Origin of the sequence: Cupriavidus sp. a3, from assembly GCF_051015765.1 — a bacterium.
GTDB classification, from domain to species: domain Bacteria; phylum Pseudomonadota; class Gammaproteobacteria; order Burkholderiales; family Burkholderiaceae; genus Cupriavidus; species Cupriavidus oxalaticus_A.
The window spans coordinates 1,554,603-1,570,659 of sequence record NZ_CP170644.1; the positions used below are offsets into that span (position 1 = coordinate 1,554,603).

A 16,057-nucleotide genomic window follows, 5' to 3' on the forward strand; every position below is an offset into this window, starting at 1 on the left:
TCCCACGGCCCGCACGGGGCAAACAACCAACGAAGGCGCCGCGGCGTCAGCGCCGCTGCCCCGGTACGACGGCGTCAGCCGGCTCGATGCGATGCGCCTCGGCCAGGATCCAGTCCAGAAATGCGTTCTGTGCCGCGCTGCGCGGCCGCTGTGCGTCCACGCAGATGAAATAGCCGCGCCCGGTGTCTACCGGCATGTCAAAAGGTTCCACCAGTTCACCGGCTGCCAGTTCGCGCTCGATCAGGCAGGATTGCGTCAGCGCGATACCCAGTCCGGCCTTGGCCGCGAAGATCAGGTTGATGCTCAGGTCATAGCCAGGGCCCAGCTTCGGCGCGGCCCTGAGTCCGGCCGCCTTGGCCCAGAGCGCCCAGTTCTCCGGGAAGTTCGTATGGTGCAGCAGCACCTCTTTGAGCAAGTCGCCGGGGCGTTTCAGGCGCGGCAGCAGCGATGGCGCGCAGGCGGGAACGAGCTCGCGGCCGAGCAGGTATTGCACCTGCATCCTGGCCGGCCAACGTCGCTTGGGTCGCTTCACCTCGATCCAGATGTCTACGTCGTCGCGGCTGAAGTCCTCGTCATGGCGAAACTGCCGCATCTCGACGTCCACTTCAGGATGCGTCGTCCTGAAGCGCGCGAGGCGTGGAAGCAGCCATTGGGTACCAAGCGTAGGAATCACACTCAGCCGTAGTTTCCCGTCGGCGCGCGGCCCCTGCAGCCGGTTCGCGGCCGCCTCCAGTGCCAGCACATGGCGCTCCGTCAACTTGCGCAACTGGCGGCCTTGCTCGGTCAGTGCCACGCCTTGCGAGGACCGTTCGAACAACAGGCAATCGCCCAGGTGCTGCTCGAGGCGTTGCACCGCCCGGCTGACAGCAGCCTGGGTGACGCAGAGTTCCTCGGCCGCCAGGCGGAAGCTGCGCAGCCGACAAACCGCCAGGAAGGCGTGCAGTTCCACCAGTGAAGGAGAGCGAATCTTCATGCTCAATTACATTTTGTTATCGTGATCAATGGTTTTGTCGTTTGCCTGCGGGTCTGCGTCTGCTTAACCTTGGGACATACTCTAACTCGCACGCCGGCAATGACCATCAATCGTCGCACCTTTCTCAAAGCAGCCGCCCTCAGCAGCCTGAGCGGCCTGGAGCTGCCCGCCTTCGCCGCTGACAAGTATCCTGCCCGTCCAATCTCGCTGGTGGTGCCGTTTCCCCCGGGCGGCTCGGTTGACGTGTCCGGCCGCCTGATCGCCGAGAGGTTGGGCAAGGCGCTTGGCCAGCCCGTGGTGGTCGACAACCGGCCCGGCGCCGGGGGCGCTATCGGCTCCACATACGTATCGAAAGCACAGCCCGACGGCTACACCCTCATTGTCACCTCGCAGAGCACGCATGTCGTGAATCCCGCGATGAACCCCAAGCTGCCCTATGACGCGGTGAAGGGCTTCTCGAATATCACGCTCATCAGCCGGCTGTCAAACGTGCTGCTGTGCAATGCATCGCTGCCGGTTCGCAACTTCGCCGAGCTGGTCAAGTATGCGCGCGCCCATCCGACCGCCCTGAATTATGCAAGTGCCGGAACGGGTTCGGTGTCACACGTCAGCATGGAACTTCTCAAGAATCAGGCGGGTATCCCGATGACGCATGTTCCCTATCGGGGTGCCGGGGCGGCGCTGACCGACCTGCTGGGCGGACAGGTGCACCTGACCTGGAATAACCTGTCCTCCAACCTGGACCACATCCTCCAGGGCAAGCTGCGTGCGCTGGCGGTAGCCGCACCCGCGCGCGTGCCGCAACTGCCGGATGTGCCGACCTTTGCCGAACTCAAGCTGCCTGACCTGAATGAGACTTCATGGAACGGCCTTGCCGCCCCGGCCGGGACACCGCATGCGATCGTGCAGCAACTCTATCTGGCGGTACGCAAGATTCTCGCGGAACCTGCGACCCGCTCGACCTGGGTCGCGAAGGGCATGATCGTGCCGGAAGACATTACGCCAGAGGCCTATACCAGGGAAACGGAGCAGCGTATCAGGTTCTACCAGCGCATCGCCAAAGACAATCGCATTACCCTGGACTGACGATGACCATCGATTCCAAGGCTGGTACAGCGCTTCCCGACCTGCTCCCGCTACACGACGAACTTGCTGCCCTGCGGCAGCATATCCACCGGCACCCGGAACTGGCTTTCGAGGAGCACGACACCGCGGATCTGGTTGCCGGCAAGTTGCAGGAATGGGGCTACCAGGTGACCCGCGGCATCGGAAAGACGGGGCTGGTCGGCCAGCTGCGCGTAGGAAAGGGGGACAAGCGGCTTGGCCTGCGCGCCGACATGGATGCCCTGCCCATCCAGGAAGAGACCGGGCTTCCATACGCCAGCAGCCGGCCCGGCCTCATGCATGCCTGCGGGCACGACGGCCATACTGCCATGCTCCTTGGCGCGGCAAAGCACCTCGCTGCCACGCGCAACTTCTCCGGCACGCTGAACCTGGTTTTTCAGCCAGCGGAGGAGCGCGGGTTCGACAGCGGCGCCAAGTCCATGGTGGCGGACGGCCTGTTCGAGCGCTTTCCTTGCGACATGGTATTTGCCATGCACAACCATCCCGGTGCCCCCCAGGGCCGGTTCCTGATGCGTCCGGGACCGTTTCTCGCCGCGGGCGACCGGGTGTTTATCAAGGTCGTGGGCCTGGGCGGCCACGCCGCGCGCCCTCACCTGGCGGTTGACCCGCTTGTGGCAGCGGCTGCCATCGTGATGGCGCTGCAGACCGTGGTCTCGCGCAACGTCCCCCCCAACGAGTCGGCAGTGCTCACTGTTGGCCGGCTACGGTCTGGGGACGCACTGAACGTCATTCCGGCCGATGCCGAAATCGGCATCAGCGTGCGCTCGTTCAGTCCGGAAGTGCGCGCACTACTGAAGGACCGCATCACAACGCTGGTCCACATGACCGCCGAATCGTACGGCGCGAAAGCGGAAATCCGCTATGTGGAGGGCTACCCGGTCGTCGACAACGCCGCCGACGCGGTGGCCCTGGCGGCCGACGTTGCCACGGAGCTTGTTGGCCATGAGGACGTAGACCGCGACTATCCCAGGATGATGGGCAGCGAAGACTTCGCGTACATGCTGCAGGAATGCCCGGGCGCCCTCGTCCGTATCGGCAACGGCCCGTCGGACGGTGCGCGTGGCTTGCATAACCCCCGCTACGACTTCAATGACAGGAACCTGGCCTTGGGAGCAGCGTTCTGGTGCCGGCTGGCGGAGACGTTCCTGGTCTGAGGCCTGCGCGGAAGAGATCGCGTTGCGGCGATGCCATCACGTAAGAAGGGTCATTCAGAATTGGAGCATGCGCCGTTCTCGTCAGTGGACGACGCGGGGAGACGTTTTGGTATTTTTGAACTGATGTCTCACAGCACGAAAACGGCAAGCGCCCATCCAACCAAGGCCAATCCGGCAAGGCAAGCGACAAGCGCCACGGGATCTAAAGCCGGATGGTAGTGCATGTTAAGGAGCCTCTTCTATTGATCTGTAATCATCAGCAAGGCGCCGCATCTTTATTCCATGCCTGCAGCGCGTCCCTGATGTCGATTTTCGTTCGGGTTGACGTCGCGAACTCATAATCAAGGTAGGCCACCGGAGGCTGGCACGCTTTGCCTGGTCCGCCGACTGCTTTGCAGTTCATGCCATGTGCAAGGGGAGTCCTCTGCTGGATGCCGCTGCGGGCCCTGACCATCAGGCCTTGATCGGCGCGTACCATAGTCGTTCGCTTCGGCCCGCGCGGGCGTCACATCGCTGGTTGGCGGCGTATAGTGCCTACCGGAAGCCCCGCTTGCGCCGGGCTATGCCCAGACCTGCCATGGAGCGCCTTGCAATATGCGCCTCAGATCCGTGCAAGTACTCGCCGCCCTGGTCCTGCTGGGCGCCTGCGCCGCGAACGACGGCAGGCAGCCCGGCAAGACGGCCGCGGGCGAGCGGCTTGGCATGCCCGCCGGCCCCCCGCGCGACTGCCAGGCAGAGGCCGACGCGCTTCTCGGGGCCGCGCCTCTGTCCGTTGTGCGGGCCGCGTTCTATTCCTGCATGACGGGAAACCAGGGGAGCGAGCCGGGAAAGTGAGGCCGTGGCGTATTCGCCCCGAAAACGCGCGCATGATGGAGCAAGGACGGGACAGTGGAATCCGGGAGGTGACCCAAATGACGATCGAGCAGTTTGCAGAGAGCAATCCGGGTACACGAACCTTGCCACGCTCCATGGCGGTGAAGGCTGGCGACTTTGTCTTTGTGTCCGGTCAGGTAGCCAGGAATGAAGACGGCAGCATCGTCATTGGCGGGATAGAAGCTCACACACGCCAGACGCTGAAGAACGTCGCCAATGTACTCGCTCTCGCGGGTTGTACCCTCGAGGACGTCGTGAAGACAACAGTCTGGCTTGAAGACGCAGGCGACTTCGATGCATTCAATCGCATTTACGAAGAGTTCTTCCGCGCAAACAAGCCATCACGGTCGACGTTGCAGGGGAAGAATATGGCAGGCACCAAAGTGGAAATCGAGGCCGTTGCTTATAAGCCTTAGGCAAGCAACTGCAAGGCATCGGCGAGCGACAGCACCGTTGTGCGCGAATCGAACGCCGTTGAAAAGAGATGATCGTGCACGACCTGATCCGGGTCGTAGCAGCAATCCTTGACCGCAAATAAACGGAAGTCCGCATCGCTCGCGTACGCAACCGACGACAGCACCACGCCGGTCGACGCAATGCCCACCATGACCAGGGTATCGATACCCTGCGCGGACAGCCGCACCTGCAGGTCGGTACCAAAGAACACGCTGGCGCGATGCGCGATGATGAGCGGTTCAGTGGCCTGCTGCCCAAGCTCCGGCGAGATCTTGTCGTCGACGAAAAGGCCGAGTTGCTTGATGCCCTGCCCGTTCCTGTTCAACGGACTGACTTCCGGATAGCCTGGGCGAAAGTGGATCTTGGCGAAATAGACACTGATGCCCTTGGCTCGCGCAGCATCGCACAGCTTGCGGGTATTGGAGAGCAAAGTGGGCGCAACCGATGGAAATAACTCCAGTATGTCGGTCTGATAATGCATGACCACTAAAGCGGTTTGCGCCGGAACAATTGCCGGAACCTGCACGGTCAGACTTTGCGCATCCCCCGGGCTTTCCATGCCCTGTTGGCGGTATGCTGGATCGACGGACCCACGTTCAACGGGTGGCGACATAGGGCTATGCGACAAAGAATGATGATCGACTCTACCACGAACAATCGGCTGGGCGCTCTGGGCTCGGGTGCCCTTGTCTCTATCGCGTGCGACGTCAGCGGATCTTGCAAAAGCCATCAGCCGCCCAGCGGGCGGCGCTATCCCGCGTCAGGCGAAAATCTGGCGGCACCTTGACGGTCGCGATCACGTCCCCGAAGGGATCCACTGCCGTAAGCGTGCCGAAAGGCTCGAACTCATCCGGCGTAACAACGAGCTTGACGGTCACGGTTCCGGATTCGGTCTCGAAGCTGGTCTGCTTGTTGAGTTGGGCGTGCAGTTGCTGCTCATGCCGCCGAATGACTTCGGCGGCGGTCTTGACCAGCGTCTGGTGAGCCGTGGCATCGAGCGGCTTCGGATCGACCTTGTTGCGCCCCATGGTCCAGGGACCGACAAGCGCCGGCTCTGCGCTGCCATCCCGGATCATTTCGACGGCCCAGCCGTCGCCATCCTCGTTCTTGATCACTCGGGCAGTCCAGCCCTTGTCTCGCCACAGTCGGGGTTCGTGGATGGCTGCCGGTTCTTGCTCCGAAAGTGATTCGTCGGTGCGGTGCATATTCTCTTGTACTGATCGCAAAACCAACATTCTATGCCTCGGGGGCCATGTTCTGAGGCCTCGGGCACCGGGGCCGGCTTTTTGCGGCGCCTCCCGGAGCGCTGTCCCCCCAGCGCCTCACCTTCTCCCCTCGCGCCTGAACCACGTCGGCGCATGCCCGGTCCAGCGCTGAAACGCCCGGCGAAACGCCTCCTCGCTGGCAAAGCCAAGCTGCTCCGCAATCCTGCCGATCGGCCAGTTGGTCGTGCACAGGCATTGTTCGGCGTACTCCTGCAGGTTGTGCTCGCGCAGTATCCGGTAACTGCTGCCGTCGGCTGCGAGGCGGCGGCGCAGCGTCGGTTCGCTCACATCGAAGCGCACGGCAAGTTCAGCGAGCGTGGGCAGTCGCGCGCCATGTACCAGCGCTGCATGCAGGATGCCACGCACCTGCTGGCTCAGTGATACGACCTCGACCGGCGCACCGATCAGCCGGTAAGGAAAGTCTTCCAGGAAGGCATCGAGCTCCGCTGCCTGGCGCACGACCGGCCGGTCGAGCAAGGCTTCATCGAACTCGAATCCGTAGGTCTGGGCGCCTGAGGTCACAGCGGCATGGAACAGGCCAAGGAACGGCATGGCGTCCTCACGCCGGGGATGCGCCAGGTAAACGTGGGTCGGACGTATCGGCTGGCCGATCAGCCAGCCGAACAGGAGCATGTAGAAGAAGAGCCCGGTCAGGTCCACCAGGCAAGCCGCAGAGCTTTCTGCGCGCCGCAGTGAATCCATGCGGAACACCGCCTGGCCCGCGCTTTGCCCGAGGCTGAGCGAACCGGCGCGCGGGTACAGCATCACGCAGAAGTCGGCCGCGCAGCGGATCGCTTCCCTTAGCGTCTGGCTGCTCAACACGCAACGGCACAGCAAGTCCACTTCCTGCTTGCGCATCGGAGGGTGGCCGTTGCCTTTGGCGACCAGGGCTTCCAGCTGCTCGATCGCGGCGCGATAGAGCGCGGTGAACTGCGCGGGCGGCGCATGCGCCGATGCGCCGGCGGCAGGCGGCACCTCGACGCCCTGCCGCTTCAACTCGTCCAGCAAGCGCAGCACCATGCCATCCGGAACAGGTACGGGATTCCCCGGTATGTAGGCATTCATGGTTGCTTGTCCTGATTGCTTCGGTAGCGGTTGTTGATCGTCCGGGTAGGGATCCCGTGCGGCGGGGCCTTCCATAATCATCCCGGCACTTCCACCCGCGCGACAGGTTGCGCACGGCCATGGGCCATGGAGGTTGCCACGCCATGAACGCCATGCCCATACGGGACAACCCACGGGAAACCCATGACCGCGCATTCCGCCTGCAAGTCTGCGGCGCCGACATCGCAGCCTCGCTGCACCCTGCCTGCGCCGCGCGAGACACAACCATGATCCACATACTCGATGAAATCGTGCTCGCGCCCCGGCACCTGGCCACTGTGCTGAGCCTGCTGGAGAGCCAGTACCTGCCTGGCAGCGCCGCCAGGGGCCTGGCGCTGCTGCAGCGCTGGGTTTCGCCACCGGTGGCGCTGGAAGATGCACCCAATACGTTGTGGCTGCTGTGGCAAGTGGCTGATGCGCCAGCCTATTACGCCATGCGCGCCAGCATCGACGCTCCGGCCCTCGCCTTCTGGTCAACAGTCAGCACGCTGTGCGATACCCGCCGCCGCCATGTGATGGCCGATGCGGCATGTGGCCTGCCCCAGCGCAAGGAGCCATGCGATGCGGCATGAGACAGCGCAGATAAGAATTCACCCCGGCATCTGCACCGGGGCGAATACACAGGAGCAGGCACTGCTTGCCAGGATCGAAACCCTGCCAGGCCTGCGCCAGGTTGCGATTGGCCGGAACCTGGCGGGAAGCTGGGGCGCTGGCGACTACACGCTCGACCTGCAGTTCGACCCGGTGGCGTCCTGCCCGCCCGGCCACGACCCCGGCCTGGCTGCCGCGCTGGACGGCCTGGCAGAGGTGGATCGCGTGGCCTACAGCCCGATCTCGGACGGACTGCGGGCGCCCCTGTTGCGCCAGGGGATCTGGCGCACGCTGATGTTCCGGGTCAGGCCCGAAGCACCTGACTGGCAGGTCCGCGGCCTTGAGCAGGACCTGCTGCGCATGCCTGGGTACATGCCCGGCATCCTCAACTGGCGGCTTGCCCGCGTCCTGTCGCCCGGCACATGGACCCACGTCTGGCAGCAGGAGTTCGCCAGCGCAGAGGACCTCCGGGGCGAATACCTGATGCACCCCTTCCATTGGGGCCGCGTCGACCGGTGGTTCGACCCCGAGTTTCCCGAATGGACAGTCCAGGCGATCTCCCATGCCTTCTGCCCAATCGAAACCAGCCTGATTGCCAACCACAACCGCACAGAGGAATACGCGCCATGACCGGACACGGGAAACTGACAGGAAAGATTGCGCTGGTGACCGGCGCCAGCCGCGGCATCGGCCGCGCCATCGCGCAGCGCTTCGCGGCCGAGGGCGCGCTGGTAGTTGCCACGGCCCGCCGCGCAGGCCAGTCAGAGGACGAAACCGATACGCTGGCCGAGACAGTTGGCCGGATCAGGCAGCAAGGGGGCCGTGCCATGGCACTGGCGGCAGACCTGGAGGACCCCGAGCAGCGCGACAACCTCGTGGCACGAGCAGCAAGCGCGGCGGGCGGCCTCGATATCCTGGTCAACAATGCTGGCATGGCGGAATACAGCCGCGTCGAAGCTATGCCGCTGGAAGTATTCGACAAGACGGTTGAGCACTACCTGCGCATTCCCTTCATGCTCAGCCGTGCAGCGATCCCGCTGATGCGCACGCGCGGCGCGGGGTGGATCATCAACCTCGGCTCGGTCACCGCCCTGTCGCCCTCACACCCGTATTCAGACTTTGACCGCGCCGGCGGCGTAACGGTGTACGCCGCGGTCAAGGCCGCCATCAACCGGTTCACCGAGGGCCTTGCCGCGGAACTGGAGGGCGAGAATATCGCCGTCAACGCCGTAGCCCCAAGCACGGCGATCCGCACGCCTGGCAGCGCGCGCTATATCCCGGACGGCTATCCAACCGAACCGGTGGAGTACCTGGCGGAAACAGCGCTTGCACTCTGCAGCGTTCCAGCCCGCCTGCGCACCGGCCACATCGCCCATAGCCTGCACTTTCCCCTGGCGCACGGGTTGAACGTTCGCACGCTTGATGGCCAGGGCACGCTGCCACCGCCCGTGATCCCGCCGTGGGCACACCCTGGTTTGAACCACGAAGACCTGTCCGCAAGATAAGCGATGGAGAAAAGCATGCGCGCTGTCGTCATTGACCGTACCGGCGGACCCGACGTACTCAGGTTTGCAGACGTCCCGAGGCCGGAACCCGCTGCCGGCGAAATCCTGATCCGCGTCGCTTGCGCCGGCGTGAATCCAGCCGACTGGAAATGCCGTGAAGGCTATCTGAGCCACTTCATGCCATACCGCTTCCCGTTCGTGCTCGGCTTCGATGCCAGCGGCGTCGTGGCGGCCGTGGGAACAGGCGTCAAGGATTTCGTCCCGGGCCAGCGCGTGTTCGCGCAAACGGAGGTTGGCGCAGGCAAATGGGGCTCCTATGCAGAGTACGTTTCGGTCTCTCGGGATTGCGTGGTCCCGATCCCCGACAACCTGGGATTTGCCGAAGCAGCCGCCGTCCCGACACCGGCGCTGGCGGCCTGGACGGGACTCTTCGACGAAGGCGGACTCAAGCCAGGCCAGACGGTGCTGGTGCATGGCGGTGCCGGTGCGGTCGGCACGTTTGCTGTGCAACTGGCAACCGCAGCCGGTGCCACTGCCGCTGCCACCTGCAGTGCGGCTCGCCGCGACGAACTGAGAGCGCTCGGCTGCGACCTGGCGATCGACTATCGCGGCGACATCGCTGCCGCCATGCAGGCATGGGCGCCCGCTGGTGTCGACCTGGTTCTGGACACCGTTGGCTGCGGCACCCTGCCGAACGGCATGGACTTGCTCAGGCCCGGCGGCATCCTTGTCGCCATCCTGACACTGGTCAATGGCGACAACGGCCCGGATCCGGCCGACGCCGCTCGGCGCGGCATGCGTACCGCAGTGGCCTACAGCAAGATGCCAAGCGGCGCGCGGCTGCGCGAGATCGCGTCGCTGATCTCAAGCGAGCGCTTGCGGCCGCCTCGCATCGCATGCCTGCCGCTGGGACAGGCGGGACGCGCACTCGACCTGGTCCAGTCGGGCAAGGCGCCAGGCAAGCTGGTGCTGCGTATCGCCGAGCTGAGCAATGCCTGATCGCAGGCCGTCCCGCGCCAGCCCGTCAGCCCGATGCCGGCGCACGACCATCACGCCATTGAAATCGGAGGAGAGATAATGAAAAGCAAGACCTTAGTGCTGTGCACGATAGCCGGTGCGGTGCTAGCGGCCTCACAGTTGAACGCACCTTCCCTTGCCGCGATGACGCCCGACGAAGTCAGGCGCCTGGACGGCCCGCTCACGCCGATGGGTGCCGAACGGTCCGCCAACAAGGACGGCAGCATCCCCGCGTGGAGCGGAAAATGGCAGGCCGCGCCCGCGGGCCTGACTTTCCGGCCAGGCGACACCTACCCTGACCCCTACGCGTCGGAACAACCGCTGGCGGTGATCACGGCCCAGAACGTGGAGCAATACCGTGCTCACCTGAGCGACGGGCAGCTCGCCATGTTCAGGCTGTACCCGACGACATTCAGGATGGCGATCTACCCCAGCCATCGTGACTTCCGCTATGGCGATGCCGTCTACAAGGCGATCCAGCACCACGCCGCCAGGACGCAGCTGACGACGGACGCGAACGGCCTCAAGGACTATCCGCCCACCGCGCCGTTTCCTGTGCCCAAGAGCGGGCTGGAGCTGATGTGGAATCTCCGCTTCTCTTCCGCCATTGCCGAAGAATCAGCCGTCTACGACCAGGCAGTGGTGTATCGCGACGGCAAGATCGCATGGGGCAAGTGGAAATATGACATCTGGTCACCCGTCAACGGCGCCGCGTTTGAAAAAGGCTCGCCGCTGATCAACCGGACCTTCGCCCGCGTGGAAACCGAACTGCCTTTGCGCGAGCGCGGCAATATCATCGTCTCCCACAACTTCTGGGATCGCGAAGGCTCGGATACGGCCAGGACCTGGCAATACAATCCCGGCACGCGCCGGGTGCGGCAGGCACCCGAGTTCGGCTTTGACCAGCCGCTGGGGCCGGGCGGCTTCCGTACGGTGGACGACGATCGCCTGTTCAACGGCTCCGGCGAGCGCTATGAGTGGAAGATTATCGGCAAGCGGGAAATCTATATTCCGTACCACAACTACAAGCTGGTCGATCCTGGCGTCAGGTACGCCGAACTGCTGGGCCCCAACCATGCGACCCCGGAACTGGTCCGCTACGAACTGCACCGTGCCTGGGTGCTCGAAGCCAGACTGAAGCCAGGCTTCCGGCATCAGTATGCAAAGCGTGTGCTGTACCTGGATGAAGACACCTGGATGGCAGTGCTTGCCGACAACTACGATGCCCGCGGCCAGCTGTGGCGAACCAATATGCAATCGTCGCTTTACGCCTACGATGCGCGGCGCTACTACCCGGCGGTGGCGTTCTACCATGACCTTACGGCCGGCTCCTATCTGGCGGATCGGCTGACCAATGAAGGGAAGCCGGTACGCCTGAACAGCAGCCCGCAGTTTGGCGAAGCGTATTTTTCCCCGGATTCGATCCGGGGGGCGGGACACTGACGCCCCGGTCAGAAAGCCCTGCCGGTTGCGGCTAGCCATTGGCGTCGGCCGCAGCCTCCGGATTGGCTTCGCCGTCCCGGGTAGCGATCAATGCCTTCGGCGCCAGCGGGATCAAGGGGAGGATCAGTGCGTACACGACCGTAGTTGCGATCACGCACCACGTAAAGCCGTGCGCTGCGCCGGTGTTATAGATCCATGAGCCCAACAGGTCGCCGGCGCGCGCCGAGAGCGCGAGAACACCATCGACCAGCATCATCAGGGTCCCTTGCAGGCCCGGTGGACACGACCGCATCGCAAGATCGAAGTATGCCGCCGTGGCTAGCCCGCCCATCAGCCCTATTGGTGCCGCCAATACCAGCGCGAGATCGGCTGACCGAATAAATGCCAACGGAATCATCTGCGGCACCGCGACGATCGTCCCCCACCACAGCAGCTTGTTCAGCGATACCTTCTTGCATAGCACGCCATACAGCAGGAATGTCGGGATAAACGCGGCAGCGAAGATCCCGTTGTAGTACGAGTAGACGGAATCCGATGCATGCAGTTCATTGGCCAGGTAGAACTGCAGCGGTGTGGCCGCCCCTGGCGCGAAGTTCCACAGAAAGCAGATAAGCAGCGCCGGATAGACGGCCTTATGCTTCACCAGCCGCCTGACATTCCCGACGAAATCCGCGCGCCTGGCTTGCGGCTTGTCGTACGTATTACCGAAGACGGTGGCGGGATTCCAGAGCCCGAACACCGCAATCAGCAAAGTGACCATCGCCACCAGCAAGAAGGCCTCTTGCGGCGCAAGATGATCGGACACGTACCCGGAAGCGAACGCACCCGCCACGACGGGAACGGAGCTGACCACGTTCGACAGCGCACTCAGGCGCCCGGACATGAGCTTTTCCTGGCCCACCAGCGCGATCAACCCCTGGTAGGCGGCGGCGGTAAACCGGGACGACAGCATTGCCAGCAGCATCCCGACGAGCAGTCCAGTGTATGAGATGCCCGCAAACGCCATCCAGACGAATGCCGCCGCGGTGATGGGAGCGAAAATCAGGAAGAAGCCACGGTCGCGCAAACCCAGCGGATTCCAGTGATCGCGCGCGAGGCCAAAGGCAAATGCGATGTACACGGGGATTCCGGTAACCAGCCGGAATGTCGAGATCTCCGTCGCCGTCGCGTGCAACTCATTCTTGAGCAGGTACGACGCCTGGATATCAATCAGGTAGCCGGCCGGCGTTGCCAGATGGACAATCAACGTCAGCCAGCCGAAGTACAGCAGGGTCCGGCTATTGTCCTCGGGGCCATCGTGATCGGAAGCGGCCGGCATCATCGGAGCGCAGCGAAAGACTGGAAATTCGATCCTTGCCGGATTGCCGGCGAGAACTGCCCGCAAAGCCACATCTTCAGTCCGGCGTCGGCCGGGTCCTCGCCATCAGCGTGGACAACAGCTCCCGGCCAATAGCTCCCGGATCTGGGGTGGCGTCGTCCTTGCAAGGATAGTGCGCTAGCCAGGCCCGAACGCCCGACGCTGCGCGACCTAATCGCCACCGAGCGCGGCCTTCCGCACACCACGGCCGATGGTGTGCTTATTTCGACTCCAAAGTCGGAGGTGCCACGGGCTTGCCAACAAGGCTTCGAGAGGCGAACAAATCGCCTTAAATGTATCCCTTTTAGGGAATTACCCTCGCTTTCTTGTTGGCGAATTTCGGACACGTAGGCAAAACAGCTACGCGACGGTATTGTGGAACCGATGTCTATTAAGTAAGCGCATTACGAAGAAAACGCTTCGACGGGCGCTGGTGCAGCAATGATTAGAGCCTTACAGATCCGATCCGCCACCACTGCGGACCTGCCTGGAATTACCACGGTGCTAGACAAATGTGGATTGACGCAGAACGCATCGTGGTCTCCGGATATGTTCCACATTGCGTTAATGGACGGGCGCATTGTCGCCTGCGCCGGAGCGGAGCGGCACGCGAAAGTCATAGTCGTCTGTTCAGTTGCGGTACTGCCCGGATATAGGGATCGCGGTATTGCCAAGCACCTGGTGTCTGCCGTTCTGGTGCGGGCACGTGCAGAGGGCTGCGAACGCGCAGTCCTTGCTACCGCAAAGTGCCCCGGCTTCTTTTCTCGTTACGGCTTTTCCCTCGTCGCTACGACCTCCCTGCCCGTCAGTGTACGGAATTCGCATACCCTGACGTCGCCGGGGATGCCAGCGGGAGTCTGCATGCAATGCGAATTGAAATAGACTTTCGCGCAGGCAGATCAATTGTCCCGGCCCTGTTCCGGATTTCCAGTGTCGCGGTTCGCGACAGGCCGGCGAACATAATCGGCGACACTCCCCGCCTGGCCGCCTCAGGTTGCTGCGTCGGCCAAACGAATGGCACATTTCTCGATCTCTTTCGCAGCATCCCACTGCGGGAAAAAGGTGATGGCACCTCATTGAAGGATTTTTTCGGCTCGGCCGGCGCGCTACGGGATATCGCGCTACCAGGGCGTCGATTGCCTGGGTCGACGACTACCGCATCGCGCGCCGCCGGCGTAGCCGGTCAGCCAGCTTGCGACGCACCCAGGGTTTCGCGTTTGATCTTCCTGGCCAGCGACCATTTGTGGACTTCGGTCGGGCCGTCGTAGATCCGGAACCCTCGTACTTCGCGGAAGATCTGCTCGACGATAGTGTCGCGTGACACGCCCATCCCCCCCAGGATCTGCACGCAACGGTCCGCCACACGGAACAGCGCTTCCGAGACGGCCACCTTGGCCATCGAGCTTTCCGCGGTCCCCGACGAACCGCCGTCGAGCACGCCCGCGCACCAGTCGATCATCAGGGCGGCCTGCTGAAGGTCGATCAGGTTATCGGCCAGCATGAAGCCGACGCCTTCATGGTCGATCAGCAGCTTGCCGAAAGCCTTGCGTGTGGTCGCGTACGCGCGTGCGATCTCGTCCGCCCGCGCGGCGCCGCCGAACCAGCGCATGCAATGCGAAAGCCGCGCCGGCGACAGGCGAACCTGCGCATAGCGGAAGCCCTCGTTCGCCTGGCCCAGCACCTGGCTGTGCGGCACGCGCAGGTCATCGATCACGACCAGCGCATGTCCGCCGGGCATGGAACTATCGATGGTGTCGATCAGGCGCTCGATGCGGATGGCCGGGTGTGGCAGATCGACCAGGAACATCGTGGCCTGCGCACGCTCGCCATCTCCCGTACGCGCCATCACGATGCCCACGGCTGCGCCTTCGGCACCGGTGATGAATTTCTTGCGGCCGCGAATCACCCATTCGTCGCCATCCCTCACCGCCGTGGTCTGCAGCATCGACGGGTCCGAACCGGCGCCGCCGTCCTCCGCGGGCTCGGTCATGAAGAACGCGGAACGCGCCTCGCCGCTGACCAGCGGCGCCAGGAATCGTTGCTGCTGCGCCGGGGTGGCCACCTTTCCCAGCAAGAACATGTTGCCTTCGTCGGGCGCCATCGTATTGACGGCAACCGGCCCGAGCGGCGACAAGCCCGAGCGCATGAGCACCGCGGCGGTCTCCCGCTGGCTCAGGTGCGAGCCGTCGGGGAGGATATGCGGCGTCATGACGCCGGCGGCGCGCGCCTTGTCACGCAGTTCGGCAACCAGTTCCGGCGATGGGCCATGGGATTCACAACGCGGGTCACGCTCGTAGGGCACGACCACGTCGCGGACAAAGCGCTCGACGCGCTCGCCGATGCTGCGGCTTCTTTCGGTGGGATAGTCGGTGAGCAAGATGTCGGTCTCCTTACAGCGTATTGACCAGATGGCCGCCGTCGACGGCGATCACGGTGCCCGTCATGTACCGGGACGCATCCGAGGCCAGCAGCAGCAACGGCCCGTCGAGGTCCTCCTGTTGCCCGAGCCGGCGCTGCGGGATGCGCAGGATCAGCGCCTTGCCGGCATCGGTCTGCCAGAAGTCCCGGTTGATGTCGGTGTCGATATAGCCGGGGGCCAGGGCATTCACGCGGATGCCGTAGCGCGCCCATTCCAGCGCAAGCGCCTTGGTGAGCTGCACCACGCCGGCCTTGGAGACAGCATAGGACACTACGCCGCCCGCCTGTCGCAGCCCCAGGATCGAGGCGATATTGACGATGCTGCCACCGCCGCGTTCGCGCATGCCGGGGACCAGCGCCTGCGCGAGAAAGAACATCCCCTTGAGATTGGTGTCCATCACCACATCCCAATCGTCCTCGGCGTGCCCGAGCGCCGCGCCCTCGCGCACCAGGCCGGCATTGTTGATCAGGATGTCAACGGGCTCGATATCGCGCACGAGTGCCGCGCGCGAAGCGCCGTCGGTGACGTCGAGCGCCACGCACTGCAGGCGCGCATCCGTTCCGATCTTTTCCGCGACGGCTTTCAGCGCGTCAGTACGGCGCGCGGCAAGCACCACCTCGGCACCGCGCGATGCCAGGACCTGCGCACAATGCGCGCCCAATCCGCCCGACGCGCCTGTCACCAGCGCGCGCTTGCCCCGAAGATCCAGCAATGTGTCCTGCACGGTTGTCTCCCGATCCGTTGGATATGAGGATCAGATTGTAGGATGATTTCA

At 63.7% G+C, this 16,057-nt stretch carries 16 protein-coding genes; 9 read left to right on the plus strand and 7 right to left on the minus strand.

The window, feature by feature from the left end:
- Window positions 1–46 precede the first annotated feature (46 nt).
- Window positions 47–973, minus strand: coding sequence for a LysR substrate-binding domain-containing protein (locus tag ACAD63_RS28845; RefSeq protein WP_434034667.1), 927 nt, complete (start codon window positions 971–973; stop codon window positions 47–49).
- Window positions 974–1,072: 99 nt separating this feature from the next.
- Between ACAD63_RS28845 and ACAD63_RS28850 the strand changes: the two genes are divergently transcribed.
- The 3 genes from ACAD63_RS28850 to ACAD63_RS28860 all read left to right on the plus strand — a co-directional run bounded on the left by ACAD63_RS28850 (window position 1,073) and on the right by ACAD63_RS28860 (window position 4,541).
- Window positions 1,073–2,059, plus strand: a complete 987-nt coding sequence (locus ACAD63_RS28850) for a Bug family tripartite tricarboxylate transporter substrate binding protein (RefSeq protein ID WP_135703825.1) — start codon at window positions 1,073–1,075, stop codon at window positions 2,057–2,059.
- A gap of 2 nt (window positions 2,060–2,061) precedes the next feature.
- The gene (locus tag ACAD63_RS28855) at window positions 2,062–3,252 is read left to right on the plus strand and encodes a M20 aminoacylase family protein (protein ID WP_434034150.1); all 1,191 of its coding nucleotides are present in this window, start codon (window positions 2,062–2,064) and stop codon (window positions 3,250–3,252) included.
- Between the two features lie 911 nt (window positions 3,253–4,163).
- Window positions 4,164–4,541 carry a RidA family protein gene (locus ACAD63_RS28860; RefSeq protein WP_195431601.1) on the plus strand — a complete coding sequence of 126 codons (378 nt, stop codon included), beginning with the start codon at window positions 4,164–4,166 and terminating at the stop codon, window positions 4,539–4,541.
- On the opposite strand, the gene ACAD63_RS28865 is transcribed toward ACAD63_RS28860, so the two are convergent.
- From ACAD63_RS28865 to ACAD63_RS28875, 3 genes are all read right to left on the minus strand, one after another.
- On the minus strand, window positions 4,538–5,140 hold the full coding sequence (locus ACAD63_RS28865) for an isochorismatase family cysteine hydrolase (RefSeq protein ID WP_195431647.1): 603 nt from the start codon (window positions 5,138–5,140) through the stop codon (window positions 4,538–4,540). The genes ACAD63_RS28860 and ACAD63_RS28865 overlap by 4 nt on opposite strands.
- Window positions 5,141–5,288: 148 nt before the next feature.
- Complete coding sequence (locus tag ACAD63_RS28870) at window positions 5,289–5,786, minus strand: hypothetical protein (protein WP_133095163.1); 498 nt, start codon at window positions 5,784–5,786, stop codon at window positions 5,289–5,291.
- A gap of 117 nt (window positions 5,787–5,903) precedes the next feature.
- Window positions 5,904–6,866 (minus strand): AraC family transcriptional regulator, encoded by a 963-nt coding sequence (locus tag ACAD63_RS28875; RefSeq protein ID WP_135704030.1) that lies wholly within the window; start codon window positions 6,864–6,866, stop codon window positions 5,904–5,906.
- Between the two features lie 311 nt (window positions 6,867–7,177).
- Here ACAD63_RS28875 and ACAD63_RS28880 point away from each other — a divergent pair, with 311 nt between their 5' ends.
- The 5 genes from ACAD63_RS28880 (at window position 7,178) to ACAD63_RS28900 (ending at window position 11,506) form a co-directional block, all read left to right on the plus strand.
- Window positions 7,178–7,522 (plus strand): hypothetical protein, encoded by a 345-nt coding sequence (locus ACAD63_RS28880; protein WP_133095387.1) that lies wholly within the window; start codon window positions 7,178–7,180, stop codon window positions 7,520–7,522.
- Window positions 7,512–8,171 carry a Dabb family protein gene (locus ACAD63_RS28885; protein WP_434034151.1) on the plus strand — a complete coding sequence of 220 codons (660 nt, stop codon included), beginning with the start codon at window positions 7,512–7,514 and terminating at the stop codon, window positions 8,169–8,171. Before ACAD63_RS28880 ends, ACAD63_RS28885 begins: the two co-directional genes overlap by 11 nt.
- Entirely contained in the window at window positions 8,168–9,046 is an 879-nt protein-coding gene (locus tag ACAD63_RS28890; RefSeq protein ID WP_135703822.1) for an SDR family NAD(P)-dependent oxidoreductase, read from the plus strand. The genes ACAD63_RS28885 and ACAD63_RS28890 overlap by 4 nt, the downstream gene beginning before the upstream one ends.
- Before the next feature lie 15 nt (window positions 9,047–9,061).
- Complete coding sequence (locus ACAD63_RS28895; protein WP_434034152.1) at window positions 9,062–10,045, plus strand: NADP-dependent oxidoreductase; 984 nt, start codon at window positions 9,062–9,064, stop codon at window positions 10,043–10,045.
- Between the two features lie 78 nt (window positions 10,046–10,123).
- Window positions 10,124–11,506, plus strand: coding sequence for a DUF1329 domain-containing protein (locus ACAD63_RS28900; RefSeq protein WP_434034668.1), 1,383 nt, complete (start codon window positions 10,124–10,126; stop codon window positions 11,504–11,506).
- Between the two features lie 31 nt (window positions 11,507–11,537).
- Here the strand turns inward: ACAD63_RS28900 and ACAD63_RS28905 are convergent, their stop codons facing one another.
- Complete coding sequence (locus tag ACAD63_RS28905; protein ID WP_135704028.1) at window positions 11,538–12,824, minus strand: MFS transporter; 1,287 nt, start codon at window positions 12,822–12,824, stop codon at window positions 11,538–11,540.
- A 480-nt stretch (window positions 12,825–13,304) separates the two neighbouring features.
- Between ACAD63_RS28905 and ACAD63_RS28910 the strand changes: the two genes are divergently transcribed.
- A complete protein-coding gene (locus ACAD63_RS28910) occupies window positions 13,305–13,745 on the plus strand; it encodes a GNAT family N-acetyltransferase (protein WP_135703820.1) in 441 nt (146 codons plus the stop codon).
- A 301-nt stretch (window positions 13,746–14,046) separates the two neighbouring features.
- Here the strand turns inward: ACAD63_RS28910 and ACAD63_RS28915 are convergent, their stop codons facing one another.
- Window positions 14,047–15,240 (minus strand): acyl-CoA dehydrogenase family protein, encoded by a 1,194-nt coding sequence (locus ACAD63_RS28915; RefSeq protein ID WP_135703819.1) that lies wholly within the window; start codon window positions 15,238–15,240, stop codon window positions 14,047–14,049.
- A gap of 13 nt (window positions 15,241–15,253) precedes the next feature.
- Window positions 15,254–16,006: an SDR family NAD(P)-dependent oxidoreductase gene (locus tag ACAD63_RS28920; RefSeq protein WP_434034153.1), complete on the minus strand. Its 753-nt coding sequence runs from the start codon at window positions 16,004–16,006 to the stop codon at window positions 15,254–15,256.
- Window positions 16,007–16,057 lie beyond the last annotated feature (51 nt).

Excerpts from the sequence above, each read along its gene's own strand:
- ACAD63_RS28845 (WP_434034667.1), bottom strand. The coding sequence starts at position 973 with ATGAAGATTCGCTCTCCTTCACTGGTGGAACTGCACGCCTTCCTGGCG.
- ACAD63_RS28855 (WP_434034150.1), top strand. The coding sequence starts at position 2,062 with ATGACCATCGATTCCAAGGCTGGTACAGCGCTTCCCGACCTGCTCCCG.
- ACAD63_RS28875 (WP_135704030.1), bottom strand. The coding sequence starts at position 6,866 with ATGGTGCTGCGCTTGCTGGACGAGTTGAAGCGGCAGGGCGTCGAGGTG.
- ACAD63_RS28865 (WP_195431647.1), bottom strand. The coding sequence starts at position 5,140 with ATGGAAAGCCCGGGGGATGCGCAAAGTCTGACCGTGCAGGTTCCGGCA.
- ACAD63_RS28860 (WP_195431601.1), top strand. The coding sequence starts at position 4,164 with ATGACGATCGAGCAGTTTGCAGAGAGCAATCCGGGTACACGAACCTTG.
- ACAD63_RS28895 (WP_434034152.1), top strand. The coding sequence starts at position 9,062 with ATGCGCGCTGTCGTCATTGACCGTACCGGCGGACCCGACGTACTCAGG.
- ACAD63_RS28885 (WP_434034151.1), top strand. The coding sequence starts at position 7,512 with ATGCGGCATGAGACAGCGCAGATAAGAATTCACCCCGGCATCTGCACC.
- ACAD63_RS28900 (WP_434034668.1), top strand. The coding sequence starts at position 10,124 with ATGAAAAGCAAGACCTTAGTGCTGTGCACGATAGCCGGTGCGGTGCTA.
- ACAD63_RS28910 (WP_135703820.1), top strand. The coding sequence starts at position 13,305 with ATGATTAGAGCCTTACAGATCCGATCCGCCACCACTGCGGACCTGCCT.
- ACAD63_RS28880 (WP_133095387.1), top strand. The coding sequence starts at position 7,178 with ATGATCCACATACTCGATGAAATCGTGCTCGCGCCCCGGCACCTGGCC.
- ACAD63_RS28870 (WP_133095163.1), bottom strand. The coding sequence starts at position 5,786 with ATGCACCGCACCGACGAATCACTTTCGGAGCAAGAACCGGCAGCCATC.
- ACAD63_RS28890 (WP_135703822.1), top strand. The coding sequence starts at position 8,168 with ATGACCGGACACGGGAAACTGACAGGAAAGATTGCGCTGGTGACCGGC.
- ACAD63_RS28905 (WP_135704028.1), bottom strand. The coding sequence starts at position 12,824 with ATGCCGGCCGCTTCCGATCACGATGGCCCCGAGGACAATAGCCGGACC.
- ACAD63_RS28850 (WP_135703825.1), top strand. The coding sequence starts at position 1,073 with ATGACCATCAATCGTCGCACCTTTCTCAAAGCAGCCGCCCTCAGCAGC.